We start from the raw sequence: 24,599 nt of genomic DNA on the forward strand, positions 1-24,599 counted from the left end.
GCTACGAATCCGTCTCTGCATCGGGGGTGGGAGGTGCCGGGGCATCCGCCCGGGCGTCGAGCCGGCCCTCGGCGAGGGTGAGGCGCAGCGGCTCGTCGGCGACGACGCCCGCGGGGCCGCGCAGTACGGCGCCGTCGGCCCGCTGCACGATCGCGTAGCCGCGGTCGAGGGTGTGTTGCGGCGAGAGAGCGCGCAGCTGCCGGCGGCGCTCGCCGAGGTCGAGGTGGGCGCGCTCGACGAGCCGCGCAGTGAGCTCGGCGCCGCGGGCGACCATGCGGGTGAGCTCGTCGGCCCGGCTGTCGACGATCCAGGCGCCGGAGGCGAGCGAGGGGCGCGAGCGGATGGCCGCGATGCGGTCGACCTCGGTCGCGATGGCCCCCGTGACGCGCGTGAGCATGCGCGAGCGCACCTGCTGCATGGTCGCGAGCTCCTCGCCGACGTCGGGCACGACGCGCTTGGCGGCGTCGGTCGGGGTCGAGGCGCGCAGGTCGGCGACGTCGTCGAGCAGCGGGCGGTCGTTCTCGTGGCCGATGGCGCTCACGAGCGGCGTCGTCGCGGCGGCGGCGGCGCGCACGACGGCCTCGTCGCTGAAGGGCAGCAGGTTCTGGAAGTCGCCGCCGCCGCGGGCGACGATGATGACGTCGACCTCGGGGTCGGCATCGAGCGCGCGGATGCCCGCCACGAGCTCGCCGACGGCGCGGTCGCCCTGCACGGCCGCGTGGTGCACCCGGAACCGCACGTTCGGCCAGCGCAGCTGCGCGTTGCGCAGCACGTCCTTCTCGGCGTCGCTGTCCTTGCCCGTCACGAGGCCGATGCACTGCGGCAGGAACGGCAGCCGCTGCTTGCGGGCGGCGTCGAACAGCCCCTCGCCGCGCAGCTGCTGGCGCAGGCGCTCAAGGCGCTCGAGCAGGTCGCCGAGGCCGACGCGGCGCATGTCGAAGACCTGCATGGTGAGGCTGCCGCCCTTGACCCACCAGTTGGCCTTGACGAGGGCGACGACGCGGTCGCCCTGCGCGAGGCCGGCCGGCAGCTTGGCCTTGACCGACGACCAGACGGTGAACGAGACGGTCGCGTCGACGGAGAGGTCTTTGAGCTTGCCGTAGACGTTGCCGCCCGACACGCCCCACTGGGTGATCTCGCCCTCGACCCAGACGCTGCCGAGCCGGTCGATGTACCCCTTGATCTTCTGCGAGAGCTCGGCGACCGGCCACGGCGACTCCGCCGTGGCGGGACCGTCGGTCGACGGTGCGGCGAACTCGGTCACGACGGGATGCTCCTTCGAGGGGTCGCTGCCAGGCTACTGGGCGCCACCGACGCGGCCGCCCGGGCCGCCCGCATCGGGGGAGTCGCCCAGGCCCCCCGCCTACACTGGGGAGCGTGAGCACCATCACGAACGGCGCCCTCGGCGTCACGTTGACCACGCCCGTCATCCCCGAGCGCCGCGAGCGCCTCACTCCCATGCCCGTCGACCGTCCGCGCTCGGTGCTCCTCGCCGCGCCCCGCGGCTACTGCGCCGGCGTCGACCGCGCGGTCATCGCGGTCGAGAAGGCGCTCGAGCAGTACGGCGCCCCCGTGTACGTGCGCAAGCAGATCGTGCACAACGTGCACGTCGTGAGCGAGCTCGAGAAGGCCGGCGCGATCTTCGTCGACGAGGTCGAGGAGGTGCCGCACGGCTCGCACATCGTCTTCTCCGCCCACGGGGTGAGCCCCGCCGTCGTGCAGGGCGCCGCCGACCGCGACCTCGCCGCCATCGACGCCACGTGCCCGCTCGTCACCAAGGTGCACCGCGAGGCCGTGCGCTTCGCCAAGCAGGAGTACCGCATCCTGCTCATCGGCCACGAGGGCCACGAGGAGGTCGAGGGCACCATGGGCCACGCGCCCGACCGCACCATCCTCATCGGCACGCCCGAGGAGGCCGACACCGTCGAGGTGCCCGCCGACGAGCCCCTCATCTGGCTCTCGCAGACCACGCTGAGCGTCGACGAGACGATGGAGACCGTGCGGCGCCTGCGCGCCCGGTTCCCGCACCTGCAGGATCCGCCGAGCGACGACATCTGCTACGCGACCCAGAACCGCCAGGTCGCGATCAAGAAGGTGGCGCCGGATGCCGATCTCGTGATCGTCGTCGGCTCGGCCAACAGCTCCAACAGCGTGCGCCTGGTCGAGGTCGCGCTCGAGTACGGGGCGAAGGCCGCGTACCGCATCGACTACGCGAGCGAGATCGAGCAGGCCTGGTTCGAGGGCGTCGCGACCGTCGGCGTCAGCTCGGGGGCCTCGGTGCCCGAGGTGCTCGTCGAGCAGGTGCTGGCCGATCTGGCCGACGCGGGCTTCGCCGACGTCACGATCGTGAAGACGGCGGAGGAGGACCTCATGTTCTCGCTGCCGAAGGAGCTGCGCACCGACAAGTCGGGCAAGCAGGACGAGCGCGCGCTCGGCGGCCGCACCCGCACCTGACCCCGGCACGGGGCGCGCGGGGGGCCAGGGCGTACCATCCCCCCATGACCGCGCCGAGCTCCCGTCAGGACTCGGCGGCGCTGTCGTCCCTCCCGCCGCCGCGCGACCTCACGGCGGCCTCGCTCACGCGCGGCCTCGCGACGGCCGAGCGCATCATCGGCATCGCCTCGCTCGTGCTGACCCTGGGCCTCGTGCTCGAGCTCTCGCTGCGCCAGGGCGGCGAGCGGGGGGCGCTCACCGGGCTGCTGCTCACGGTGTGGCTGCTGCCGCTGCTCATCACGGCCGTGCTGCACCTGCTGCGCCCGCGCATCGGCTCCGGCGCGCTCGTGCTCGTCGTCGGGCTGCTCAGCACGGCCGGCTGGTCGGCGACCCTGCTCGCCCGCTCGAGCGCCGACGAGGCGCACGGTGCGTTCCTGATCGAGTCGACCGCCTGGACGCTCGCCCTCATCGGCGCGGTGCAGCCCACGGCCCGCAGCGGCGTGCGGTGGTCGGTGCTCGGCCTCGTCGTCGGCACCCTCGGCCTCGTGCTCGGCGCGCTCGCCGTCGGCGCTCCCGCCGCACTCTCGCCCGACCGCTTCGTCGACGGCGGCATCGTCATCGTCGCGTACCTCGTCGTCGCGCTCGGCTGGCGCCGCACCCGCGGTCGGCTGCCGGCCCTGCCGCAGGTGGAGCGCGCCACCCGCGAGGCGCATGCGCGCCGACTGCGCGAGCGCGCCGCCGCGGCCGTCGTGCACGACACCCTCCTCTCCTCCCTCACCCTCGTCGCGCGGGCGCTCGACGGTCCGGTGGATGCCCGGCTCGAGCGCGTCATCCGCCGCGACCTGCGCGTGGTCGGCACCGCCGAGGTGACCGCCGCGGGCACCGCGTCGACCTCGTCCGACCTGCTGCCGCTGCGCCTCGTGGAGCTCGCCGAGGGCTACCGGTGGCGCGGCCTCCGCGTCGACGTCTCCGGCGTCGACGCGGTGCCCGAGCTCGACCGCCACGTCGCCGAGGCCCTCGTCGAGGCGGTCGCCGCCGCGCTCGACAACGTGGCGCGGCACTCCGGGTCGGCGAGCGCCGAGGTCACGATCGGCACGAGCGAGCGTGCGGTGACGGTGATGATCGTCGACACCGGGCACGGCTTCGACCCGCACGACGTCGCGGCCGAGCGGCTGGGCGTGCGCGAGTCGATCGTCGGGCGGATCGAGCGGCTCGGCGGCCGCGTGCGCATCTTCTCGGGCGAGACCGGCACCACGGTCGTGCTCTCGCTGCCGCTGGCGGCGGGCGGCCCGGGCGCCGAGCCGGGCTCGAGCGCGGCATCCCGCCCCGCACCGCGCAGCGGCGGCCCGGCATGAGCGCCTGGTGGCAGCGCTCGGCCCTCGAGGTCGACACGCTCGGCTGGCTGACGAGCTCGATCGTCATCGCCTGGGTCGCGGGCCTCATCCTCGTGCACGGCGTCGTCTCGATCTCGCTCGGCGGGCAGGCCGGCCCCGCGCCCGAGCTGCAGGTGCTCGCGATCGTCGTCATGGCGTCGTCGGCGCTGCTCATCCACGGCGCCTCCCAGCCGCGGGGGCACGCGCTGGCCGGCCCGCTGACGGTCGGGGTGTTCGTGCTCGTCGCGGTCGCCGTCGTCGTCTCCGCCCTCGGCTACGCGGGCACGGCCGTCACCGCCGAGCTCTGGTGGGCGCCGCTCGGCGCCGCCCTCGTTCTCATGTCGATCAGCCCGGTCGTGCCCGGCCGCATCTACGTTCCCGGCTCGCTCGGCGTCATCGTCGTGACCGCGGCGGCCTCGACGCTCGTCGCCGTCGCCGCCGGATCGCCGACCCCGGTCGCCGACACGGTCATCGCCACCTCCACCGTGATGTTCGCGCTCATCGGCGGGTCGGTGCTCACCTCGACCCTCGTGCTCGGCGTCGAGGGGTGGCGCGCCGATCGTCGCACGACCGCCGAGCTGCTCGGCGACTCGGAGCGGGTGCTCGCCGTCATCGACGAGGTCACCGACCACCGCCTCAGCTCGGAGGTCATGGTGTTCCTGCAGGGGGTCGCCGAGCGCGGCGCGATCGTCGAGGCCGACCGCGTGCGGGCCGGGATGCTCGCCGAGCGCCTGCGCGGCGACCTCGTGCAGCGCGACCAGCAGAGCTGGCTCACCTCGCTCATCGCGGGCCGCGCCGTCCTCGTCGACGACCCGGAGCGGCTCGCCGAGACCATCACCGTCGAGCAGCGCGGCGCCCTCATCGCGCTCCTCGACGGGCTGTTCTCCGACCCCCAGGCGGGCGTGCGGTCGGCGCGGCTGGCGCTCGCGCGGCGCCGCGAGGGCACCGTCGCCGTCGCGCTCACGATCGAGCTCTCGCTGCCCGAGGGCCGGCGCACCTCGGTGCTGACCCCGTACTACCTGACCGTGAAGTCGGTCGTGCCGCGGGTCGAGTGGCGCAACGGCGAGTCGCTGCACGTCGCCTTCGACGCCGACGTGGCCGCGCCCTCGACGGGGCCGACGCCGCGGGCGCCCGCGGGCCCGCCGCGCCGCTAGTCTGCACCTGCGCCCGCACGGGCGGGAGCGGGAGGAGCGGCGACCGTGGCCTCGATCACCCTGCCCCGCGACGTCGCCGCATCGACCATCGTGAGGGGCGTCGCCACCGCCGGCCGCGCGGTGCTCGTGGCCGGCCAGCTGACCGCCGCCGCGCTCACCGTCGACGTGTTCGTCGACCGGGGCGCCGGCCCCGCGCTGCCGCTCGTGCTCGCGCCGATCCTGACGGCGCTGCTGCTCTCGCTGCTGCTGCTCGCGCGGCCGGGGCTGGCGACGGCCGCGCTCTTCCTCGGCGGAGCGGGCGTCGCCTCGACGGCGTACGTCGTGCTGGGCATGCAGGCGCTGCCGAGCCTCGACGACCCCTCGCCCTACCTGCTCAACCGGATCGGCACCGGCATCGCCCTCGTCGGGGCCGTGCGCGGCAGCGCCCGCAGCGGCATCCTCTGGACGATCGCCGGCACCGTCGTCGGCCACGGCAGCGTCGCCCTCGGGCTGCTCATCGCCGACCGGCCGGTCGAGGTCGGGCTCGGCCCCGTGCTCACGGGTCTCGTGCTCGTGCTCGTGTACGTCGTCCTCGCGATCGCGCGCGTGCAGGCCAAGCGCCGCATCCCCGACCTCGACGCACTGCAGCGCGACCTCGAGGCGACCGAGCGGCGCGGCGCCCTCGAGGCCCGCTCCGCGGCGGTCATCCACGACACCGTGCTCGCCGACCTCGCCGCGGTCGCCGCCCGCTCGGGGCCGATCGACGACCGGCTGCGCGCGTCCCTGCGCTCCGACCTCGCGCTCGCCGGGCGGCCGGTGGCGATCGCCGAGGAGCCCTCGGGGTCCCTCCCGCCCCATCAGCTCTCGGCCGAGCTGCTCGAGCTCGCGGGCCAGTACGCGTGGCGGGGGCTGACGGTGCAGCTGAGCGGCGTCGAGACGCTCGCGGGGCATCCCATCGACGACCGGCGCGCCGGCGCCGTCATGGGCGCCGCGCGCGCCGCGCTCGACAACGTCGTCGCCCACGCGGGGACCGACAACGCCGAGGTCGTCGTCGGCGTGCGCGATCAGACCCTCGCGGTGCTCGTCGTCGACGACGGCCGGGGCTTCGACGCGGTCGACGCCGACCGTCTCGGCGTGCGCGGCTCGATCCGCACGCGCGTCGAGGCCGTCGGCGGCTCGGTGCGGCTGTGGTCGGGCCCGGAGGGTACGACGGTCATGATGAGCGTGCCGCTCGAGCCCGCCGAGCTCGATGGTTCGGGGGCGCGCCCATGATGCCGCAGGCGCTCCGCCGCGCCCCGTGGTCGGCGGATCCGCTCAGCTGGATCACGACGACCAGCCTGCCGGCGGCCGTCGCCCTGGCCTCCGCCTCGTACGCGGTCATCGAGCTCGGCCGCGAGGCCGACCCGGCGAGCGCGCTGCCGCAGCTGCCCGCCGTGCTCATGCTCCTCGTCGGGCACCTGGGCCTGCACGTCCTGACGCGCCCGATCCGTGCGCCGTTCATCGAGCGGTGGGCGTGGGTCATCGTCGCGACCGGCGCTACGGCGCTGCTGCTCTCGGCGCTCGCCTACGGCGGCCAGCCCTTCTCGCTCGGCCAGTGGTGGGCCACGGTCGGCCTCGCCATGCTGCTCGTCGGTCTCGCCCCGTACTCCACCGTGCTGCAGCTCCTGCGCTACGGCGCCGTCCTCCTCGTCGCGACCGTCCTCATCGCCGTGGGCCTCGTCTCGCCCGAGGAGCAGGGCTGGCCCCTGCTGACGGTCGTGCTGATCGCGGCGACGCCGGTCACGATCGGTCTCGTCGCGAGCGTCGTCTTCAGCGGCACCGTCTCGTACCGCATCACCCGGTGGAGCGAGCGGCCGATCGCCGTACCGCCCGCCGACGCGGGCGCGCGGCACGCCGAGGCGCAGCTCGCCGCGTCCGTCGATGCGGCGGCCGCCCGGCGCATCGCCCCGGCTCGGGCGTTCCTGCACGAGCTCGTCGACCGGAACGAGATCACGGCCGACGACCGCCGTCGCGCGCGCGAGCTCGGCGAGGCCCTGCGCGCCGAGCTCGTCGCGGTCGCCGACCAGACCTGGCTCCAGCGAGTGGTCGACGGGCACCCGGTCGACGTCGACGACCCCGACCGGCTGGCCGACGATCTCTCCCTGCCGCAGCGGGTGGCGCTGCGCGCGCTGCTGGATGCCCTGCTCGCGCAACCCGATTCGGGCTTCGTCTCGGCGCGCATCGAGCTCGTCGCCGCCGAGGGCCGCTCGGTGGCCGTGGGGGTGCGGCTCTCGAGCACCCTGCCGGAGGGGCGCCGCGTCACGTTCCTCGCGCCTTACTACGTCACCCTCCAGTCGACCGTCCGCTCCATCCGGTGGCGCAACGGCGCCCACCTCGAGGCGGAGTTCGACGTGTCCGGGAACGACGGCGGGCGCCCGTCGCTCGTGCAACGGGCGCCCGCCCCGATCCCGGCCCGACCGCGCGACTGAGGCGCGGCGGGCCCGTCGTCTAGCGGCCGGAGTGGCCGGCCGATCCGAGCTGGCGGGTGGCCTCGACGACGCGGGCCGCCATCGCGGTCTCGGCGGTCTTGCCCCAGGCGCGCGGGTCGTAGACCTTCTTGTTGCCGACCTCGCCGTCGACCTTGAGGAACCCGTCGTAGTTCTTCAGCACGCTGTCGGCGACCGAGCGGCTGAAGGCGTACTGCGTGTCGGTGTCGATGTTCATCTTGATGACGCCGTTGCGCACGGCCTCGGCGATCTCGGCGTCGGTCGAGCCCGACCCGCCGTGGAAGACGAGGTCGAGGGGGAGGGCGCCGGTGCCGTACTTCTGCTGGATGCCGTCCTGGATCTCCTTGAGCAGCTCGGGGCGCAGCTTCACGTTGCCCGGCTTGTACACGCCGTGCACGTTGCCGAAGGTGAGGGCCGCCATGTAGCGGCCCTGGTCGCCGAGCCCGAGGGCCTCGACGGCCTGGGTCACGTCGCCGAGCGTCGTGTACAGGGCGTCGTTCGAGCCCTCGTGCTGCACGCCGTCCTCCTCGCCGCCGACGACGCCGATCTCGACCTCGAGGATCGAGTGGATGGCCTTCATGCGCGGCAGCAGCTCGCGCGCGATCTCGATGTTCTCCGCGAGGGGCACGGCCGAGCCGTCCCACATGTGCGACTGGAAGATCGGGTTGCGGCCCGCCTTGACCTCGGCCTCGCTCGCCTCGATGAGCGGCATGACGAAGCCGTCGAGCGCGTCCTTCGGGCAGTGGTCGGTGTGCAGCGCGACGGTGACCGGGTAGTTCTTGGCGACCTCGGTCGCGAAGGCGGCGAAGGCGAGGGCGCCCGAGGCGCGGGCCTTGACGCTCTGGCCGGCGAAGAAGTCGGCGCCGCCGGTGGTGACCTGGATGATGCCGTCGGACTGCGCCTCGCTGAGGCCCTGCAGCACCGAGTTGATCGTCGACGAGGACGAGACGTTGATGGCGGGGTAGGCGAACCCGCCCTTCTTGGCCTTGTCGAGCATCTCGGCGTACTGCTCGGGAGTGGCGATGGGCATGGTGCTCCTTGGCGTCTGGTGGGGCAGGACGCGGTCAGTCTATCCAGCGGGCATCCCGCGACGAGGGCGGCACTCGCTAGGCTGACGGCAGCGTCGTCTACCACCCGGCGCGTCCTTCCGCCCGCTCGACCGACCAGGAATGAGGACGCCACCATGGTGACCATGCAGACCGGAGCCCTGTACCTCCAGCCCGACCGCAACCTCGCGATGGAGCTCGTCCGCTCCACCGAGGCCGCCGCCATCCGCGCGACGCCGTTCATCGGCAAGGGCGACAAGATCGCCGCCGACGGGGCCGCAGTGGATGCGATGCGCAAGTTCCTCGGAACGGTCAACTTCGCCGGCGTCGTCGTCATCGGCGAGGGCGAGAAGGACGAAGCGCCCATGCTCTTCAACGGCGAGGAGGTCGGGAACGGTCAGGGCCCCGCCTGCGACATCGCCGTCGACCCCATCGACGGCACCTCGCTCACCGCCGCCGGCCGCGGCCACGCGATCTCGATGCTCGCCGTCGCCGACCGCGGCTCGATGCTCGACGCCTCGAGCGTGTTCTACATGGACAAGATCGTCACCGGGCACGAGGGCATCGGGGTCTGCGACATCCGCATGACCGTGGCCGAGAACATCCGCGCGCTCGCGAAGGCCAAGGGCAAGCCCGTGGAGGAGATGCGCATCGCCGTGCTCGACCGGCCCCGCCACGAGCAGCTCATCGAGGACATCCGCTCCGTCGGCGCCGGCACCCGCATCCTGCTCGACGGCGACGTCGCCGCGGGCATCAACGCCGCCCGCCACGACAGCCGCATCGACATGGCCATCGGCACGGGCGGCAGCCCCGAGGGCGTCGCGACCGTCTGCGCGATCAAGGCGCTGGGCGGCTTCATCCAGGGCCGGCTCGCGCCGACCTCGGAGGAGGAGAAGCAGCGCGGCCTCGCGGCGGGCCTCAAGTTCGACCACGTCTACGAGGCGAACGACATGGTCCGCAGCGACAACACCTTCTTCGTGGCCACGGGCGTCACCGACGGCGAGCTCGTGCGCGGCGTGCGCCGCGAGGGCGAGATCATCACGACCGAGTCGATCGTGCTGCGGTCGCGCTCGGGCACCGTGCGGCGCGTGGTCGCCGACCACCAGGCCTCGAAGTGGCTCGACGCCTGACGACGGCGCCGCCCGTCAGTCGCCCGCGGGCGCGGGCGCGGGCGGGTTCTGCAGCACCGAGAGGATGTTGCCGGCCGGGTCGGTGAACCAGGCGATGTCGGGCCCCTCGCCCGTGGCGATGCCCCGCGCGATGCCCCGTGCGATGCCGCGGGCATCCTGCACCATGCCGGGGTAGCGGGCGAGCTCGACGCCCGCGGCCTCGAGCTCGTCGACGGCGCGGTCGATGTCGTCGACCTCGATGTCGGGCACCGCGAAGCCGCTGAAGGCGAAGGTGTGGGTGATCATGCGCGGCAGGCTATTCCGCGCCCCCGCCGGCCGATAGCCCGACTCGTCCGTCGTCGAAGCCCATCGACTCCGTGAGCTCGGCCGCCGTGAGCTGCTTCGGCTGCTCGTCGATCGTGCGCGGCGCCGGCACGACCTTGCTCTCGTCGAGGCCGTCGAGCCGGCGGGCGGTCACGAGCACCCGGGTCTCGAGCGAGCTCGCGAACTGGTTGTAGGCCTTCACGCTGCGCTCGATCGTGCCGCCGAGCGCGTCGGCGTGCGTCGCGAGCGTGCCGATGCGGGCGTACAGCTCTTTCGAGAGGTCGAAGAGCATCTTCGCCTCGTCGGTGAGGACGTCCTGCTGCCAGGTGAAGGCGACCGTCTTCAGCACCGCCCAGAAGCTCACCGGGCTCGCGAGCGCGATGCGCTTGCCGAAGGCGTACTCGAGCAGCGCGGGATCCTTCTCGAGCGCCGCGGCGAGCAGGGGCTCGTTGGGGATGAAGGCGATCGTGAACTCGGGGCTCGAGTCGAGCCCCGTCCAGTAGTTCTTCGCCGCGAGGGCGTCGACGTGGGCCTTGACCCGCTTGGCGTGCTCGGCGAGCAGGTCGTTGCGCCGCGCCTCCTCCGCGCCCGTCGCGGTCGCGGGGATGGCGCTCGCCTCGATGTAGCTGTTGTACGGCACCTTCGCGTCGACGGCGATGGCCTTGCCGCCGGGCAGCCGCAGCACCATGTCGGGCCGGCGGGCCGCCCCGTCGGCGTCGATGCTCTCCTGCAGCAGGAAGTCGACCCGGTTGAGCAGGCCCGCGCTCTCGACGAGCGTCTTCAGCTGCGTCTCGCCCCAGACGCCGCGGGTGGCGTTGTTGCGCAGCGCGCTCGCGAGCGACTCGGCCGTGGCCCGCAGGCGCTCCTCGGCCTCCGTCGCCTGGCGCAGCTGCTGCGAGATCTCGCCGTGCTGCCGGCTGCGCTGCCCCTCGAGCTCGGTGACCTTCTCCTGCATCGTGCGCAGCAGCTCCTGCACGGGGGCGAGCTTCTCGAGCACCCGGCTCTCGCCGCGCTCGCGCTCCTCGCGGGCGCGCTGCTCCGCCTGCGCGCGGGCGACGTGGTCGCGGTATCGCTCCTCCTGCTGCGCGGCCTGCTCGCGCAGACCCGCGGCCGTGGCGCGCAGGCCGGAGTTCTCGGCGACGAGCTGCGCGCGCAGCTCCTGCTCCTCGGCGCGCACCTGCGCGAGCAGGGCCTGGTGCCGGGCCTCGACGAGCGCCGGGTTCTCGACGCCGGCGCCCTGCCGGCGGGCGAGCAGCAGCCCGACCACGGCGCCGAGCACGATGCCGACCACGAGGCCGATGAGGAGGGGGAGCAGGAAGTCCATGGCGGGGAGTCTGGCAGGGGCCGCCGACACCGAGGCCGGGCATCCTGGTCGGGGCGCTCGCCGTAGGGTGTGGAGCATGCCGCCCGCTCCGCGCCCCCAGGACGTGAGCACCGACGACCTGCGGTACCTGCTCGCCGTCGCGCGGGCCGGGCGCATGACCTCGGCCGCGGCCCTGCTCGGCGTCGACCACACGACCGTGCGGCGCCGGCTCGACCGGCTCGAGGCCTCGCTCGGCGCGCGACTGCTCGATCGCGGGGTCGACGGCTGGGCGCTCACGGCGATCGGGCGCGAGGTGGTCGAGCGGGCCTCCGCGCTCGAGGGGATGGTCGAGCAGGTGGTGGCGGCGGCGTCGGGCGACGGCGCCGTGCGCGGCACGGTGCGGGTCGCGGCACCGGAGGGCTTCGGGGCGACGTTCGTCGCGCCGGCGCTCGCGCGGGTGCGGCGGGAGCATCCCGGCATCGCCGTCGAGCTGGTGACCTCCACCCGCCCGCTGAGCCTGCGCGCCTCGGGCTTCGACCTGGCCGTCACGATCGGCTCGGCCGCCGGAGCCCGGGTGCGCGCCGAGCCGCTCACCGAGTACGCCCTGCGCCTCTACGCCGCGCCCGAGTACCTGGCCCGGCACGCGCCGATCGCGGCGCTCGCCGACCTCGAGGGCCACGACCTCATCTTCTACGTCGACGCGCTGCTGACGGTTCCCGAGCTCGATCTCGCGCCCGTGCTCGGCGGCATGCGCACCGGCTTCGCCTCGACGAGCGTGTTCGCGCAGCTCGAGGCCGCGCGAGTGGGCGCGGGCATCGGCCTGCTGCACGCCTTCATGGGCGAGCGGGATGCCGCTCTCGCGCCCGTGCTGCCCGACATCGTCGACCTGCGCCTGCAGTTCACCCTCTCGACGCGCCCCGACAGCCCCGCCGTCGATGCCGTCGGCATCGTGCGCGCCGCGCTGCTCGACGAGGTCGCCCGGCGCCGCCCGGAGCTGCTGCCGGGCTCCTGACGCCCCCGTCGAGCGCCTGTGCATTCCTGCACATGCCGTGTGCGTCATCGTCGCTTGATCGCAGATCGGCGAGGCCGCAGACTGAGCCTCGAGCGCCCCGGCCCGCAGGCCGTCGGCGCGCAGGACGACCGACTCACCGAGGAGCCCCCGCATGACGATCACCACCTCCCGCACCGTCGAGCACTGGGTAGGCGGCGCGAGCTTCGCCGGCACCAGCACCCGCACCGCGCCCGTCTACAACCCGGCCCTCGGCGTCGTCGCCCGCGAGGTCTCGCTCGCCACGAAGGCCGACCTCGACGAGGCCGTCGCCGTCGCGAAGGCCGCGCTGCCCGCCTGGGCCGCCACTCCGGTCGGCAAGCGCCAGCAGATCATGTTCGCCTTCCGCGAGAAGCTCAACGCCCGCAAGGAGGAGCTCGCCGCCATCCTCACCGCCGAGCACGGCAAGGTCACGAGCGACGCCCTCGGCGAGATCGCGCGCGGCCTCGAGGTCGTCGAGCTCGCGACGAGCATCCCCTCGCTCCTCAAGGGCGAGTACAGCGAGCAGGTCTCGACCGGCGTCGACGTGTACTCGATCAAGCAGCCGGTCGGCGTCGTGGGCATCATCAGCCCCTTCAACTTCCCGGCGATGGTGCCGCTGTGGTTCTTCCCGCTCGCGATCGCGGCCGGCAACACGGTCGTGCTCAAGCCCAGCGAGAAGGACCCGTCGGCGGCGATCTGGATGGCCGAGCTGCTCACCGAGTGCGGCCTGCCCGACGGCGTGCTCAACGTGGTCAACGGCGACAAGGAGAGCGTCGACGCCCTGCTCGACAACCCCGACGTCGCGGCGATCAGCTTCGTCGGCTCGACCCCGATCGCGAAGTACATCTACGAGCGCGGCACCGCCAACGGCAAGCGCGTGCAGGCCCTCGGCGGCGCGAAGAACCACATGCTCGTGCTGCCCGACGCCGACCTCGACCTCGTCGCCGACTCGGCCGTGAACGCGGGCTTCGGCTCGGCCGGCGAGCGCTGCATGGCCATCTCGGTCGTCGTGGCCGTCGAGCCCGTCGCCGACGAGCTCATCGCCAAGATCACCGAGCGGGTCGGCACCCTGAAGGTCGGCGACGGCACGCGAAACTGCGACATGGGCCCGCTCATCACGAAGGAGCACCGCGACAAGGTCGCCGGCTACCTCGACACCGCCATCGCCGATGGCGCCGAGATCGTCGTCGACGGGCGCGGCATCGAGATCGACGGCGACGCGAACGGCTTCTGGCTCGGCCCCACCCTCATCGACAAGGTGCCGACCGACTCGGCCGTCTACACCGACGAGATCTTCGGCCCCGTGCTCTCGGTCGTGCGCGTGCAGAGCTACGAGGAGGGCCTCGCCCTCATCAACGGCTCGCGCTACGGCAACGGCACGGCGATCTTCACCAACGACGGCGGGGCGGCCCGCCGCTTCCAGACCGAGGTCACCGTCGGCATGGTCGGCATCAACGTGCCCATCCCCGTGCCGGTCGGCTACTTCTCCTTCGGCGGCTGGAAGGACTCGCTCTTCGGCGACACCAAGGCCTACGGCAGCCAGGCCATCCACTTCTTCACCCGCGAGAAGGCGATCACCTCGCGCTGGCTCGACCCGAGCCACGGCGGGCTCAACCTGGGCTTCCCGCAGAACGGCTAGACGCTCGTCCCCCTGACGAGGCGAATGGATGCGGGGCCCGCGCGATGCGCGGGCCCCGTTCCCGTCCCCGGTCTGTGACGCCGCGCGACGCTCCGCGACCCCGTGTGACGGCCGGAGACGCTCTGTGACGCCCGCCCTCGACGACCCCGTGCCGCGCGCCTAGCGTTCCGGGCATGACGCTTCTCACCGACACCCAGCCCGCATCCACCGCTGCCGCCTCGACGGCCGAGTCGGCCGAGGCCGCCGACCGCGCCGACCGCCTCACGGCCGCCGGCACCGCCTGGGCCGAGCGCATCGCCGCCGACCCGGGAACCGCCCACCTCACCTACCGAGTCTCGGGGGAGGGGCAGGGCTCGGTCGCGACGAGCATCCGCGCCGGCAAGCACGTCTTCCTCGTCGACGAGCCCGGCGCCCTCGCGGGCGACGACGTCGCCGCGAGCCCCGTCGAGTACGCGCTCGGCGCGCTCATCTCCTGCCAGGTCGTCGTCTACCGCCTCTACGCGCAGGCGCTCGGGATCCGCGTCGACGAGATCGACATCGCCGCCGAGGGCGACCTGGATGCGCGCAAGCTGTTCGGCATCGACGAGAGCGTGCGGGCCGGCTTCAGCGACATCCGCCTCGTCATCACCCTCACCGGGCCCGAGACCGACGAGCGCTACCAGGAGCTGCGCGAGGCCGTCGACGCGCACTGCCCCGTGCTTGACCTCTTCGCCAACCCGACGCCCGTCAGCGCGGTCGTGCGCAAGGGCTGAGGCTCGCTCTAGCCGAGCACCGCGGGTCGACGGTCGGCCGCCTCGGCCTCGGCGGCCGGGCCGATCGCGCCGAGCTGCGTGCCGCAGATGCGGGCGAGCTCGGCCACGTCGGAGGCGTCGTGCCGCTTCGCCGCGTGCACCATGATCGCGGCGCAGGCCTCGGCGTCGGCGAGCGCGTCGTGGTGCGCGAAGTCCTCGAAGCCCGCCGCCATCGCCGCGACGGGCAGCCGGTACGAGTCGAGGTGGTAGGTCTTGCGGGCGACCCGCAGGCTGCAGGCGTAGCGCAGGCTCGGCACCGCGAGCCCGCTCGCCTCGGTGGCGGCGCGCAGCACGCCCATGTCGAACCCCGCGTTGTGGGCCACGAGAACGTCGTCGTCGACGAAGTCGAGCAGGGCATCCAGCTGATCGGCCCACAGGGCGGCGTCGACGATGTCGGCGGCGGTGATGCCGTGGATGCGCGTGTTCCACTCGAGCATGTGATCGAAGCCCATCGGCGGGCGGATGAGCCAGCCGGTCTTGTCGACGACGCGGCCGTCGGCGACTTTCACGAGCCCCACCGAGCAGGCCGAGGCCGCGTGGTTGTTGGCGGTCTCGAAGTCGATGGCGGTGAAGTTCAGGGGCACCGTCCGATGCTCGCATGCGCCCCCGACAGCGTTCGCCGCCCACGCCGGTCGGCCCTACCGTTGAGGCGTGCCCGTCGCCCTCCGCCGCTACAGCCCGCCCGTGCTCGCCCAGCTGTTCTGGGCGTCGAACTTCGTCGTCGCGGCGATCGTCGTCGACGAGTTCAGCCCGCTCGAGCTGACCTTCCTGCGCTGGGTCGGCGCCCTGCCGATCCTGCTCGTGCTCGCGCAGCTGCTCGAGCGCCCCCGGTGGCGGGATGCCCTGCGCGAGTGGCCGCGGCACCTGCTGCAGGCCGCGCTCGGCATGGTCGGGTACACGCTCTTCCTCTACGCGGCGCTCGCGACGACCTCGCCCGTCACGGCCTCGGTGATCAGCGCCATCAACCCGGCCGTCATCGCGATCGCCGCGGTGATCGTGCTCGGCGAGCGCATCATGGCGCTCGGCATCGCCGGCATCGTGGTGTCGTTCGCGGGCGTGCTCGTCGTGGTGCTCACCGGCCAGGGCGGGGGAGAGCTCGCGTTCAGCTCCGGCGACCTGCTCATGCTGGGTGCGATCGCGGTGTGGACGGCCTACGTCATCCTCGGCCGCACGGTGCGCACGCCGCCGATCACGGCCACCGCGATCCAGGCCGGCATGAGCATCCTGCTGCTCGGCCCCGTCGTCGCGATCGTCGGGTTCGGCGCGACGCCGAGCGGTTCCGGCTGGCTCGGGCTCGCCTGGATCATCGTGTTCCCCTCGGCGCTCGCCTACCTGTTCTGGAACATCGCCGTCAGCACGCTCGGACCCTCGCGCACGGGCGTCTTCCTCAACCTGCTGCCCGTGTTCACGGCGCTCATCGCGCTGCTGTTCGGCGACGTCATCACGATCGGGCAGGTCGTCGGCGGGCTCATCGTGCTCGCGGGGGTGTCGCTGACGACGCGGCCCGGGGCGACGCGGGCCGGGCCCGGCGCGTCCGCTCCTCCGGGCGCCTTCGTCTCCGAATCGGGCTCCGCGTCGGGGGAGCGCCCACCCGCGTAACGGGTGCCGCCGAGTTGCGGGTTCCTGGCGAGTTGCGCCGACGGAACCCTCATCTCGGCCGAGAAGGCGCAACTCGATGCTCGCGAGTCGCCCTGATCGCGGCGAGACGACGGTCGGCGTCGAAACGACGCTTCCGTCGAGGCGTCTCGACGCGAACCGTCGTTTCGGCGTGCTCGCCCGACCCGGTCGGAGACCGCACCCGCGCCGCGACCTGGATGCGCGCTGAGCGGATCCCCCGCGCGCGGGCCGGGCGTGGCACCGTCGAGGGATGACCGAGAACACCTCTGACTCCAGCCTGCAGGACCGCCGCGAGACCGTGCACGAGATCATCGGGCGCGCGTCGATCGCCATGCTCACCACGCAGACCTCCTCCGGGTCGCTGCACGCCCGCCCGCTCGCGATCGTCACGCGCGACTCCGAGCCCGGCGCCCTCTACTTCTTCACCGGCCACCCGAGCGAGAAGACCGATGAGCTCGCCGCGTTCCCGTTCGTCAACGTGTCGATCAGCGAGTCGAAGGGCTACCTCTCGCTCACCGGCAGCGCGAGCGTCACCCGTGACCCGGCCCTCATCGACGAGCTGTGGAACCCGGGAGCCGAGGCCTGGTTCGAGGGCGGCAAGACCGACCCGAGCGTCGCCCTCATCCGCGTCGACCTCGCCGCCGCCGAGTACTGGGACACCGACAAGCCCGCCCTCGCGAAGGCCGTCGAGTTCGTGCGCGGCCTGACGAGCGACCACGAGCCCGACATGGGCGACCACGGCACCGTCAAGCTCTAGCTCTCCGGGCTCCGGCGCTGCAGGGAATGGCCGGGGCGGGTCGGCGCTTGAGAAGAGCATGACCCGTCTCGGCTTCCTCTCCTTCGGCAACTGGATGCCCGGCCACGGCTCCGCGGTGCGCACCGGCGCCGACGCGCTCCTGCAGGGCGTCGAGCTCGCCGTCGCCGCGGAGGAGGCCGGCGTCGACGGCGCCTTCTACCGCGTGCACCACTTCGCGAAGAACCACTCGAGCCCGTGGCCGCTGCTCGCCGCCGCCGCGGCGCGCACGAGCCGCATCGAGCTCGGAACCGGCGTCATCGACATGCGCTACGAGAACCCGCTCGCCATGGCCGAGAACGCGGCCGCGACCGACCTCATCAGCGGCGGCCGGCTGCAGCTCGGCATCAGCCGCGGATCACCCGAGACCTCGGTGGCGGGCTACGAGCACTTCGGGAACGTGCCCGGCACGGGCCTCGGCGCCGTCGAGGGCGAGTCGGACGCCGACATGGCCCGCCGCCACACGGCGCGGTTCCGCTCGGCGATCGCCGGCGAGCTCATCGCCCCCGGCAACCCGCAGATGGTCGACAGCGACCGGCCCTTGCCCATCACGCCGCAGGCCCCCGGGCTCGACGAGCGCATCTGGTGGGGCGCCGGCACCCGGGCCACCGCCGTCTGGACGGCGGAGCAGGGCATGAATCTCATGAGCTCCACGCTGCTGACGGAGGACACGGGCGTGCCCTTCGACGAGCTGCAGGCCGAGCAGATCGCACTGTTCCACGAGGCCTGGCGGGCGGCCGGATGGGCGCACGCCCCGCGCGTGTCGGTGAGCCGCAGCATCCTGCCGATCATCGACGACGAGACGGCGCACTGGTTCGCGCTGCACGCGCAGGCCGAGCAGCGCGACCAGGTGGGCATCCTCGACGGCTCGCGCTCGCGCTTCGGCCGCAGCTACATCGGCACGCCCGAGCAGATCGCCGCCGAGCTCGCGCAGGACGCCGCCGTGCAGGCCGCCGACACCCTTCTCGTGACCGTGCCGAACCAGCTCGGCGTCGACATCAACGCGCGGATGCTCGGCGCTCTCGCCCGGGACGTCATGCCGGTCGTCGACGCGGCGCGGGCGCCGTCGCTGGCCTAGCTCTCGTGCGCCTCCTCCTGCTCAGCGACACCCATCTGCCCCTGCGCGCGAAGGTGCTGCAGCCGCAGGTGTGGGAGCTGGTCGAGCAGGCCGACCTCGTCATCCACGCGGGCGACTGGGTCGACGTGGCGACGCTCGACGAGCTGTCGTCGCGCTCCCGGCGTCTGGTCGGCGTGGCGGGCAACAACGACGGCCCCGAGCTGCATGCGCGCCTCGGCGAGGTCGCGCGGGTCGAGGTCGACGGGGTGCGCATCGCGGTCATCCACGAGACGGGCGCCGCGGCAGGACGCGAACGGCGCTGCGATGCTCAGTTCGGTGCGTCGGTGGATGCTCCGGCCGACGTGCTCGTCTTCGGCCACTCGCACATCCCCTGGGATTCGACCACCCCGGGCGGACTGCGCCTGCTCAACCCGGGCAGCCCGACCGACCGCCGGCGTCAGCCCGTCGGAACGGTCATGACCGCCGAGGTCTCGGGCGGGCGGCTGCACTCGGTCGAGCTGGTGCCGACGCCGCGCTGAGGCCTTGCTCCACGCTCGGCTAGCCTTCCTCGATGGATTCCTCACCGACGCAGTCCGCGCCCGTGCTCATCACCGGGGTCGGCCGACTCGCGGCGGTCGCGCGGCAGGTGCCCGAGGGGGAGGGGCGCATCGTCGCCTTCACGAGCGACCACGTCGTCGACAACCTGCCCTACGGCGCGAGCAAGGGCGCGCTCGACCGCATCGTCATCGCGGCGGCGCGCGAGCTCGGGCACCTCGGGCTGACGGCGAACCTCATCAACCCCGGACCGGTCGACACCGGCTGGATGACGGACGAGGTGCGCGAGCACCTGACCGCGCGTCAGCCGACCGGTCGGCTCGGCACGCCGGAGGATGCGGCGCGACTCGTCGACTTCCTGCTCTCGCCCGAGGGCCGCTGGATCTCGGGGCAGCTGCTCACCAGCGACGGCGGCTTCTCGGTCTGACGGCCGGTTCCCCTCCTCGGCGCCTTCCACAACTGCGGAGTGAGTGAGACGGACTCGGCCGTTCCGTGGTTGTGGAAGGGGCGCGGAGAACAGACCCGCCCAGCGAGCCGAAACGCGTTCCGCTCTCGCCCAATTGCGGATTCCTGCCGAGTGGAGGCTTTCGAAGGCGCATCTCGACGCGGAACGTGCAACTCGGCAGGGTGAGGCCGCAAGCCCTAACGGCCAGCGGCGCGCGGCTCGCCCGAGGCGCGCGACCCGCGCCGCGCATCCCTACCGCCCGGCCGCGTACCCCTGCGCCCCGCGCGAGTTCGCCGCCGCGTACATCCAGCCGCGCGTGCGCTCGATGCCGACGGCGCTGAGGCGTCCGAGCGTCCACGGCCCGGCGACCGTCACGTCGTGCCCGCGGGACCGCAGCCCCTCGATGACCGAGGAACCGAGCCGCGACTCGACCGTCAGCGACGCCGGCTGCACCGTGCGCGGCTGGAACGACGCCACGAGCGAGTCCGTGTGGAACATCGGCGCATCGATCGCCGCCTGCGGCGCATAGCCGCCGACGATGCGGCGCAGCACGTAGAGCAGCTGCCACTGGTCCTGCTGGTCGCCGCCCGGGGTGCCCAGAGCCTCGAACGGGATGCCCTCGCGCGCCAGCATCGTCGGCGACAGCGTCGAGCGGGGCCGAACGCCGGGCGTCAGCGCTGACGGCGACGACGTGTCCAACCACATCATCTGCGCGCGCGTGCCCAGGCAGAACCCGACCTCGGGGATGAACGGCGACGACTGCAGCCAGCCGCCGGAGGGCGTCACCGAGATCAGCGTGCCCCACCGGTCGACGACGTCGAGGTGGCAGGTGTCGCCGCGGGTGCGGCCCGAGCGGTCGATCGTCGGCTCGCCCGCTCCGGCGACGGCCGCGACGGCGTCCTTGAGCACGATCGGCGGCTGCCAGGGCGTGCGCCCGCCGGGGGCTCCGGGACGCACCTCGTGCGACGCGGTCTCGCCGATGAGGGCGGCGCGCTCGGCCGCGTACGACCGCTCGAGCATGGCGTCGAGCGGCACGTCGACCACGTCGGGGTCGGCGTACCAGGCGTCGCGATCCGCCATCGCGAGCTTCAGCGCCTCGGTGATGGTGTGCACGCCGAGCTCGGTCGAGGGGTCGAGCACCTCGTCGCCGTGCGTCGCCGCGCGCGCCTCCAGGATGGCGAGGGTCTGCAGCATCACCGGCCCCTGCGTCCAGGGCCCGGCCTTCAGTACGTCGACGCCGCGGAAGGTGCGCGAGATCGGCGGCTCGAAGCGGGGCGCGAAGCCGGCCATGTCGGCCGCCGTGATGACGCCCGCGTGGTCGCCGCCCGTCGAGTGCCAGCTCGGTCGCTGCACGAACTCCTCGACCGCCTGCGCGATCGGCCCCGCCCTCCACATTCCGATCGCAGCATGGATGCGCTCCTCGCGCGTCGCGTTCGACTCACCCGCACCGATGAGGCGCGTGAGCGTCGCGGCCCACGGCTCGTTGCGGATCATGTCGCCCGCCTCCGGGATGCGCCCCTCGGGCATCCACTGGTCGTAGGAGGTGCGCCAGTGCTGCTCGAACAGCGGCGCGACGGCCGCGATCGTGCGCACGACGGCGGGATGGACGGGGTGGCCGTTCTTCGCGTAGCCGAGGGCCGGGGCGAGCACGTCGCGCAGCTCCCAGGTGCCGCGGTCGGCGAGCAGCTGCAGCCACGTGACCACCGAGCCGGGAACGGCCGCGGCCAGCACGCCGGCGCCGGGCACCTCGTCGAGCCCGAGCGAGCGGTAGTGCTCGATCGTCGCGGCGGCGGGGGCCGCGCCCTGGCCGGCGAGCACGATGGGCGCCTCGCCCGCGGGAGCGATGATGCCGGTGAGGTCGCCGCCGGGGCCGTTCAGGTGCGGCTCGACGACGTGCAGCACGAAGGCGCAGGCGACGGCGGCGTCGACGGCCGTGCCGCCGCGCTCGAGCACCGACTGGGCCGTGGCGGTGGCGAGCCAGTGCGTGCTCGCCGCCATTCCGAAGGTGCCGCGCAGCTCCGGGCGGGTGAGGTCGGCCGGGGGAGGCGTGAAGGCAGAAGGGGTGGCGGGGGCGGCGTGGGCGTCGGTGCTCATCGCACCACGCTAACCCGGCGGCCTGGCCGCCCTGAGCATCCATCGCCCCTCATCGGCGCAGCCGCCGTCGAACCGGCCCGCCCGACCCCGCCGGTAGACTCGACCCCCGTGGCTCTCACTATCGGCATCGTCGGCCTGCCCAACGTCGGCAAGTCCACCCTGTTCAACGCGCTGACCAACAACGACGTGCTCGCGGCGAACTACCCGTTCGCGACGATCGAGCCGAACGTCGGCATCGTCGAGCTGCCCGACCCGCGCCTGCAGGTGCTCGCGGGCATCTTCGGCAGCGAGAAGATCCTGCCCGCGACCGTGTCGTTCGTCGACATCGCCGGCATCGTGAAGGGCGCGAGCGAGGGCGAGGGGCTCGGCAACCAGTTCCTCGCGAACATCCGCGAGGCGGAGGCGATCGCCCAGGTGGTGCGCGCCTTCACCGACGACGACGTCGTGCACGTCGCCGGCAAGGTCGACCCGGCCGGCGACATGGAGATCATCAACACCGAACTCATGCTGGCCGACCTGCAGACGCTCGAGAAGGCCATCCCGCGCTACGAGAAGGAGGTGAAGGGCAAGAAGCTCGAGCCCGCCGTGCTCGAGGCCGCCCTCGCCGCCCGCACGATCCTCGAGAGCGGCACGACCCTCTCGACGGCCGGCTTCGACGCCTCGCCCATCCGCGAACTGGGCCTGCTCAGCGCGAAGCCGTTCATCTACGTCTTCAACGTCGACGAGGGGGTGCTGGGGGATGCTGCGCGCATGTCCGAGCTGGCGGCTCTTGTCGCCCCGGCTCAGGCCGTCTTCCTCGACGCCAAGATCGAGAGCGAGCTCATCGGGCTCGACGCCGACGACGCCGCGGAGCTGCTCGCGTCGACCGGTCAGACCGAGAGCGGCCTGCACCAGCTCGCCCGCATCGGCTTCGACACGCTCGGCCTGCAGACGTACCTCACCGCCGGCCCCAAGGAGTCCCGCGCCTGGACGATCGGCAAGGGCTGGAAGGCTCCGCAGGCCGCGGGCGTCATCCACACCGATTTCGAGAAGGGCTTCATCAAGGCCGAGATCATCGGCTTCGACGATCTTGTCGCGACCGGCTCGATCGCCGAGGCCCGCGCCAAGGGCAAGGCCCGCATCGAGGGCAAGGACTACGTCATGCAGGACGGGGACGTGGTGGAGTTCCGCTTCAACGTGTAGCGCCTTGTCAGCTTGCGTCGTTTTGTTCGGTCGCGTGCACCTCAAAACGTCCGCGGGCTTCGCTTGCCGACAACCTTGCAACCGATTCAACAAATTCAGGAGCTAAAGAAGCCCTCGCATCGATTTCAGTGAATCCGAGTTGAACTAGTAGCGTCCCGATCCGTTTGTGAGACTTCTTGGGATCCCCTGGCCAGAACTGAGCAAAAATCTGACGATTGTTAGCGAATTTGACTGAGAAGTGCTCGCGAAGCAAAGATTCGGCATGTTCCTGAACGTCCATTTGCTCGATTGCTTTGGAGTCGATAGAGGCGATCAGTGAATGGGCCCCCGCAATAAATGAAGCAACTTCCTTGAAGGTCGGCGGTTTCCCGCTTTCATAGGAGGCGATCGAGCGATTTACGTCGAGCCCTCTGTGTGAACTAGCGATATCGACCTGCTTCTTTACTAAATCCGCTCTCAGGCTGGCTCCGAGTCTGCGCTCTGCGTCAGAGTGGACTATCGCGTTGCGCCATTTGATAGCAAACAGGACCATCAAAAGGTCCTGACTATCCCCCGGGATGCCGAGATGCATGGCGCTCTCGGTGAGTTTCTGCCCTCGACTATCCAGCTTGTTTATGCGAATGGAATCTTGCTCCGTTATAACCGCGCGCATTTCGATGATTCGTTTACGGTAAACATCGACAAGGTCGGTGATCCATGCAAGTGACGTAACTAACACGTATTCGCGACTGCGCACCGAGGACTGCTTCACGTCCTTTGGGCTCCACGATGTAGAGAACTCGGAGCCAAGGTCTGCTTTCCCTTGTCGAACTGCATCGAGACCGACAAGAGCGGTTATGACAAAATGATTGTTTTGTCCTGCATTTCGCTTGAAGTCCACACGCGCTGGCGTAGTTCTGATTCCAAGCTTTTCACGATCCACGTACGCTGGCTCGATTTGAACGAGCATCTGCAGCTCTTAGGAGCCCGAAGGCGGATGAAGGCTGCCATCTTGCCAATTAGACCATCAGCGCAACCTCAGCATACAGCCGCCGAGAAGCAGGTCGTGGCCGTTCACGTACGTCCCAGGGGGCATTCGCCGCTCCAGACAGATTTCCTGATCCATCCGCTGGTCTAGCTTCTTGCGCTCGGTGGCGGTGCGGGAGTAACCAATGGCATTCGGCGCACTGCACGCCTCGTCACCCTTGAAGCCACTGTCGCCGGCTGCTGGCACACTGAAGCCATGCCTCGGATTACTCTCACTGCTGGGAATGACCTTGTTCAGCGCCTCGCTGGCGAGACTGATCCCGTGCGAGCGGTCATCGAGCTCATTTGGAACAGCCTCGATGCTGACGCCAACAAGGTGACGGTCACTCTTGACCGCAATGTCGCCGACGGCATTGTCGGGGTGGCTGTGCGCGATGACGGCCTCGGGATGAGCCCGGAGCGTGTCGAGCAGGATTTCAAGTGGGTGGGGAACTCTTGGAAGCTTGGGGCGCGCTTTACCGAACGCGAGAACCGACCGCTGCACGGCAGGCTCGGTCAGGGGCGTCTGAGGGCCTTCGCATTGGGGACCCGTGTCACGTGGGAGACCGTCGGTCAGGACGCAACGGGTGCGTTCAAAAAGACGCGATTGTCGTCGACTATTGACAATCGCAACGATTTCACCGGCCCCGATCCTGTCGACGCTCAAGGTCCGACCTACACGGAGTTCCGTGCGGAAGGGAGAGATTCACTCGGCCGGCTCGAGGGGGATGCCGCGCGGCCACGTATTGGCGGTGCCCTCGCTCTGCATCTGCTCACTTTCCCGACGATCGAAGTCCGGTACGACGGTGTCAAGATCGACCCCGCCGCAAGCATCGAACGTGAGACGCTACGCGATCTGAGTTGGTCGTACGGGGGTGTCGAGCGCAGGGCCACCCTGAGGGTCGTCGAGTGGCGAGAGGTGAAAGGCCGGGCACTGTATCTCTGCGATGAGCAGGGTCTTCCGATCGAAGAAACACCGATTAGGCGCTTCGCCGACTTCAACTTCGCTGCTTACGTCTTATGGGGCGACATGGCTGAGCATGCGAACGAAGCGATGCTCGTCGATCTGGAGCAGGAGACCTCACTGCTGGGTTCCCTGATGCAGGTCGCCGAGGCCTAACTTGAGGACCACTTTGAGGCTCGCCGCGCCGAGCAGCGTCGCGACCTCGTCGACCGCTGGAAAG

The 24,599-nt window shown here is 71.8% G+C and carries 23 protein-coding genes and 1 tRNA gene; 16 read left to right on the top strand and 8 right to left on the bottom strand.

What is annotated here, in order from left to right; translation table 11 throughout:
* Nucleotide 1: 1 nt before the first annotated feature.
* Nucleotides 2-1,264 carry an exodeoxyribonuclease VII large subunit gene (gene xseA, locus HGB54_RS03495; protein ID WP_168915220.1) on the bottom strand — a complete coding sequence of 421 codons (1,263 nt, stop codon included), beginning with the start codon at nt 1,262-1,264 and terminating at the stop codon, nt 2-4.
* 194 nt (nt 1,265-1,458) lie between these two features.
* Here xseA and HGB54_RS03500 point away from each other — a divergent pair, with 194 nt between their 5' ends.
* Genes HGB54_RS03500 through HGB54_RS03520 form a run of 5 tightly spaced genes read left to right on the top strand, consistent with a single transcriptional unit; the run spans nt 1,459 to nt 7,407 of the window.
* Nucleotides 1,459-2,454 carry a 4-hydroxy-3-methylbut-2-enyl diphosphate reductase gene (locus HGB54_RS03500; RefSeq protein WP_168916781.1) on the top strand — a complete coding sequence of 332 codons (996 nt, stop codon included), beginning with the start codon at nt 1,459-1,461 and terminating at the stop codon, nt 2,452-2,454.
* A gap of 44 nt (nt 2,455-2,498) precedes the next feature.
* The gene (locus HGB54_RS03505) at nt 2,499-3,788 is read left to right on the top strand and encodes an ATP-binding protein (RefSeq protein ID WP_168915221.1); all 1,290 of its coding nucleotides are present in this window, start codon (nt 2,499-2,501) and stop codon (nt 3,786-3,788) included.
* Nucleotides 3,785-4,960, top strand: coding sequence for a hypothetical protein (locus HGB54_RS03510; RefSeq protein ID WP_168915222.1), 1,176 nt, complete (start codon nt 3,785-3,787; stop codon nt 4,958-4,960). The genes HGB54_RS03505 and HGB54_RS03510 overlap by 4 nt, the downstream gene beginning before the upstream one ends.
* Nucleotides 4,961-5,005: 45 nt before the next feature.
* The gene (locus tag HGB54_RS03515; protein ID WP_168915223.1) at nt 5,006-6,211 is read left to right on the top strand and encodes a sensor histidine kinase; all 1,206 of its coding nucleotides are present in this window, start codon (nt 5,006-5,008) and stop codon (nt 6,209-6,211) included.
* Complete coding sequence (locus tag HGB54_RS03520; RefSeq protein ID WP_168915224.1) at nt 6,208-7,407, top strand: hypothetical protein; 1,200 nt, start codon at nt 6,208-6,210, stop codon at nt 7,405-7,407. Before HGB54_RS03515 ends, HGB54_RS03520 begins: the two co-directional genes overlap by 4 nt.
* Nucleotides 7,408-7,426: 19 nt before the next feature.
* On the opposite strand, the gene fbaA is transcribed toward HGB54_RS03520, so the two are convergent.
* A complete protein-coding gene (fbaA, locus tag HGB54_RS03525; RefSeq protein WP_168915225.1) occupies nt 7,427-8,455 on the bottom strand; it encodes a class II fructose-bisphosphate aldolase in 1,029 nt (342 codons plus the stop codon).
* Nucleotides 8,456-8,608: 153 nt separating this feature from the next.
* Between fbaA and glpX the strand changes: the two genes are divergently transcribed.
* Nucleotides 8,609-9,601, top strand: coding sequence for a class II fructose-bisphosphatase (glpX, locus tag HGB54_RS03530; protein WP_168915226.1), 993 nt, complete (start codon nt 8,609-8,611; stop codon nt 9,599-9,601).
* 15 nt (nt 9,602-9,616) lie between these two features.
* On the opposite strand, the gene HGB54_RS03535 is transcribed toward glpX, so the two are convergent.
* Complete coding sequence (locus HGB54_RS03535; protein WP_168915227.1) at nt 9,617-9,886, bottom strand: VOC family protein; 270 nt, start codon at nt 9,884-9,886, stop codon at nt 9,617-9,619.
* Nucleotides 9,887-9,896: 10 nt separating this feature from the next.
* Entirely contained in the window at nt 9,897-11,228 is a 1,332-nt protein-coding gene (gene rmuC, locus HGB54_RS03540; RefSeq protein WP_168915228.1) for a DNA recombination protein RmuC, read from the bottom strand.
* A gap of 76 nt (nt 11,229-11,304) precedes the next feature.
* Between rmuC and HGB54_RS03545 the strand changes: the two genes are divergently transcribed.
* The 3 genes from HGB54_RS03545 (at nt 11,305) to HGB54_RS03555 (ending at nt 14,628) form a co-directional block, all read left to right on the top strand.
* Nucleotides 11,305-12,219, top strand: coding sequence for a LysR family transcriptional regulator (locus tag HGB54_RS03545; protein ID WP_168915229.1), 915 nt, complete (start codon nt 11,305-11,307; stop codon nt 12,217-12,219).
* 151 nt (nt 12,220-12,370) lie between these two features.
* Nucleotides 12,371-13,876, top strand: a complete 1,506-nt coding sequence (locus tag HGB54_RS03550) for a CoA-acylating methylmalonate-semialdehyde dehydrogenase (protein WP_168915230.1) — start codon at nt 12,371-12,373, stop codon at nt 13,874-13,876.
* Between the two features lie 173 nt (nt 13,877-14,049).
* Nucleotides 14,050-14,628, top strand: coding sequence for an OsmC family protein (locus HGB54_RS03555; RefSeq protein WP_168915231.1), 579 nt, complete (start codon nt 14,050-14,052; stop codon nt 14,626-14,628).
* Nucleotides 14,629-14,636: 8 nt separating this feature from the next.
* On the opposite strand, the gene HGB54_RS03560 is transcribed toward HGB54_RS03555, so the two are convergent.
* Nucleotides 14,637-15,251 (bottom strand): exonuclease domain-containing protein, encoded by a 615-nt coding sequence (locus tag HGB54_RS03560; RefSeq protein WP_168915232.1) that lies wholly within the window; start codon nt 15,249-15,251, stop codon nt 14,637-14,639.
* Nucleotides 15,252-15,318: 67 nt separating this feature from the next.
* On the opposite strand from HGB54_RS03560, the gene HGB54_RS03565 reads away from it, so the two are divergent.
* The 5 genes from HGB54_RS03565 to HGB54_RS03585 all read left to right on the top strand — a co-directional run bounded on the left by HGB54_RS03565 (nt 15,319) and on the right by HGB54_RS03585 (nt 19,116).
* Entirely contained in the window at nt 15,319-16,266 is a 948-nt protein-coding gene (locus HGB54_RS03565; RefSeq protein WP_168915233.1) for a DMT family transporter, read from the top strand.
* Between the two features lie 268 nt (nt 16,267-16,534).
* Nucleotides 16,535-17,041 (top strand): pyridoxamine 5'-phosphate oxidase family protein, encoded by a 507-nt coding sequence (locus HGB54_RS03570; protein WP_168915234.1) that lies wholly within the window; start codon nt 16,535-16,537, stop codon nt 17,039-17,041.
* Between the two features lie 58 nt (nt 17,042-17,099).
* Nucleotides 17,100-18,155, top strand: a complete 1,056-nt coding sequence (locus HGB54_RS03575; RefSeq protein ID WP_168915235.1) for an LLM class flavin-dependent oxidoreductase — start codon at nt 17,100-17,102, stop codon at nt 18,153-18,155.
* A 5-nt stretch (nt 18,156-18,160) separates the two neighbouring features.
* Nucleotides 18,161-18,673 (top strand): metallophosphoesterase family protein, encoded by a 513-nt coding sequence (locus tag HGB54_RS03580; protein ID WP_168915236.1) that lies wholly within the window; start codon nt 18,161-18,163, stop codon nt 18,671-18,673.
* A 32-nt stretch (nt 18,674-18,705) separates the two neighbouring features.
* Nucleotides 18,706-19,116: an SDR family oxidoreductase gene (locus HGB54_RS03585; RefSeq protein WP_168915237.1), complete on the top strand. Its 411-nt coding sequence runs from the start codon at nt 18,706-18,708 to the stop codon at nt 19,114-19,116.
* Between the two features lie 270 nt (nt 19,117-19,386).
* Here the strand turns inward: HGB54_RS03585 and HGB54_RS03590 are convergent, their stop codons facing one another.
* Nucleotides 19,387-21,228 (bottom strand): gamma-glutamyltransferase family protein, encoded by a 1,842-nt coding sequence (locus HGB54_RS03590; protein ID WP_168915238.1) that lies wholly within the window; start codon nt 21,226-21,228, stop codon nt 19,387-19,389.
* A 108-nt stretch (nt 21,229-21,336) separates the two neighbouring features.
* Here HGB54_RS03590 and ychF point away from each other — a divergent pair, with 108 nt between their 5' ends.
* Entirely contained in the window at nt 21,337-22,410 is a 1,074-nt protein-coding gene (ychF, locus tag HGB54_RS03595; RefSeq protein WP_168915239.1) for a redox-regulated ATPase YchF, read from the top strand.
* Between the two features lie 7 nt (nt 22,411-22,417).
* On the opposite strand, the gene HGB54_RS03600 is transcribed toward ychF, so the two are convergent.
* Nucleotides 22,418-23,359, bottom strand: coding sequence for a hypothetical protein (locus HGB54_RS03600; RefSeq protein WP_168915240.1), 942 nt, complete (start codon nt 23,357-23,359; stop codon nt 22,418-22,420).
* A tRNA-OTHER gene (locus HGB54_RS03605) sits at nt 23,333-23,424 on the bottom strand. The genes HGB54_RS03600 and HGB54_RS03605 overlap by 27 nt, the downstream gene beginning before the upstream one ends.
* Before the next feature lie 274 nt (nt 23,425-23,698).
* Here HGB54_RS03605 and HGB54_RS03610 point away from each other — a divergent pair.
* Nucleotides 23,699-24,535, top strand: a complete 837-nt coding sequence (locus HGB54_RS03610; RefSeq protein ID WP_168915241.1) for an ATP-binding protein — start codon at nt 23,699-23,701, stop codon at nt 24,533-24,535.
* Nucleotides 24,536-24,599: the final 64 nt, after the last annotated feature.

Source organism: Microcella flavibacter, from assembly GCF_012530535.1.
Taxonomy (GTDB): domain Bacteria; phylum Actinomycetota; class Actinomycetes; order Actinomycetales; family Microbacteriaceae; genus Microcella; species Microcella flavibacter.

Coding starts and splice junctions, on each gene's coding strand:
- HGB54_RS03535 (WP_168915227.1), bottom strand. CDS start 9,886: ATGATCACCCACACCTTCGCCTTCAGCGGCTTCGCGGTGCCCGACATC.
- HGB54_RS03575 (WP_168915235.1), top strand. CDS start 17,100: ATGACCCGTCTCGGCTTCCTCTCCTTCGGCAACTGGATGCCCGGCCAC.
- HGB54_RS03600 (WP_168915240.1), bottom strand. CDS start 23,359: ATGCTCGTTCAAATCGAGCCAGCGTACGTGGATCGTGAAAAGCTTGGA.
- HGB54_RS03545 (WP_168915229.1), top strand. CDS start 11,305: ATGCCGCCCGCTCCGCGCCCCCAGGACGTGAGCACCGACGACCTGCGG.
- glpX (WP_168915226.1), top strand. CDS start 8,609: ATGGTGACCATGCAGACCGGAGCCCTGTACCTCCAGCCCGACCGCAAC.
- HGB54_RS03590 (WP_168915238.1), bottom strand. CDS start 21,228: ATGAGCACCGACGCCCACGCCGCCCCCGCCACCCCTTCTGCCTTCACG.
- HGB54_RS03570 (WP_168915234.1), top strand. CDS start 16,535: ATGACCGAGAACACCTCTGACTCCAGCCTGCAGGACCGCCGCGAGACC.
- rmuC (WP_168915228.1), bottom strand. CDS start 11,228: ATGGACTTCCTGCTCCCCCTCCTCATCGGCCTCGTGGTCGGCATCGTG.
- HGB54_RS03505 (WP_168915221.1), top strand. CDS start 2,499: ATGACCGCGCCGAGCTCCCGTCAGGACTCGGCGGCGCTGTCGTCCCTC.
- HGB54_RS03510 (WP_168915222.1), top strand. CDS start 3,785: ATGAGCGCCTGGTGGCAGCGCTCGGCCCTCGAGGTCGACACGCTCGGC.
- fbaA (WP_168915225.1), bottom strand. CDS start 8,455: ATGCCCATCGCCACTCCCGAGCAGTACGCCGAGATGCTCGACAAGGCC.
- HGB54_RS03555 (WP_168915231.1), top strand. CDS start 14,050: ATGACGCTTCTCACCGACACCCAGCCCGCATCCACCGCTGCCGCCTCG.
- HGB54_RS03550 (WP_168915230.1), top strand. CDS start 12,371: ATGACGATCACCACCTCCCGCACCGTCGAGCACTGGGTAGGCGGCGCG.
- HGB54_RS03520 (WP_168915224.1), top strand. CDS start 6,208: ATGATGCCGCAGGCGCTCCGCCGCGCCCCGTGGTCGGCGGATCCGCTC.
- HGB54_RS03500 (WP_168916781.1), top strand. CDS start 1,459: ATGCCCGTCGACCGTCCGCGCTCGGTGCTCCTCGCCGCGCCCCGCGGC.
- HGB54_RS03585 (WP_168915237.1), top strand. CDS start 18,706: ATGGATTCCTCACCGACGCAGTCCGCGCCCGTGCTCATCACCGGGGTC.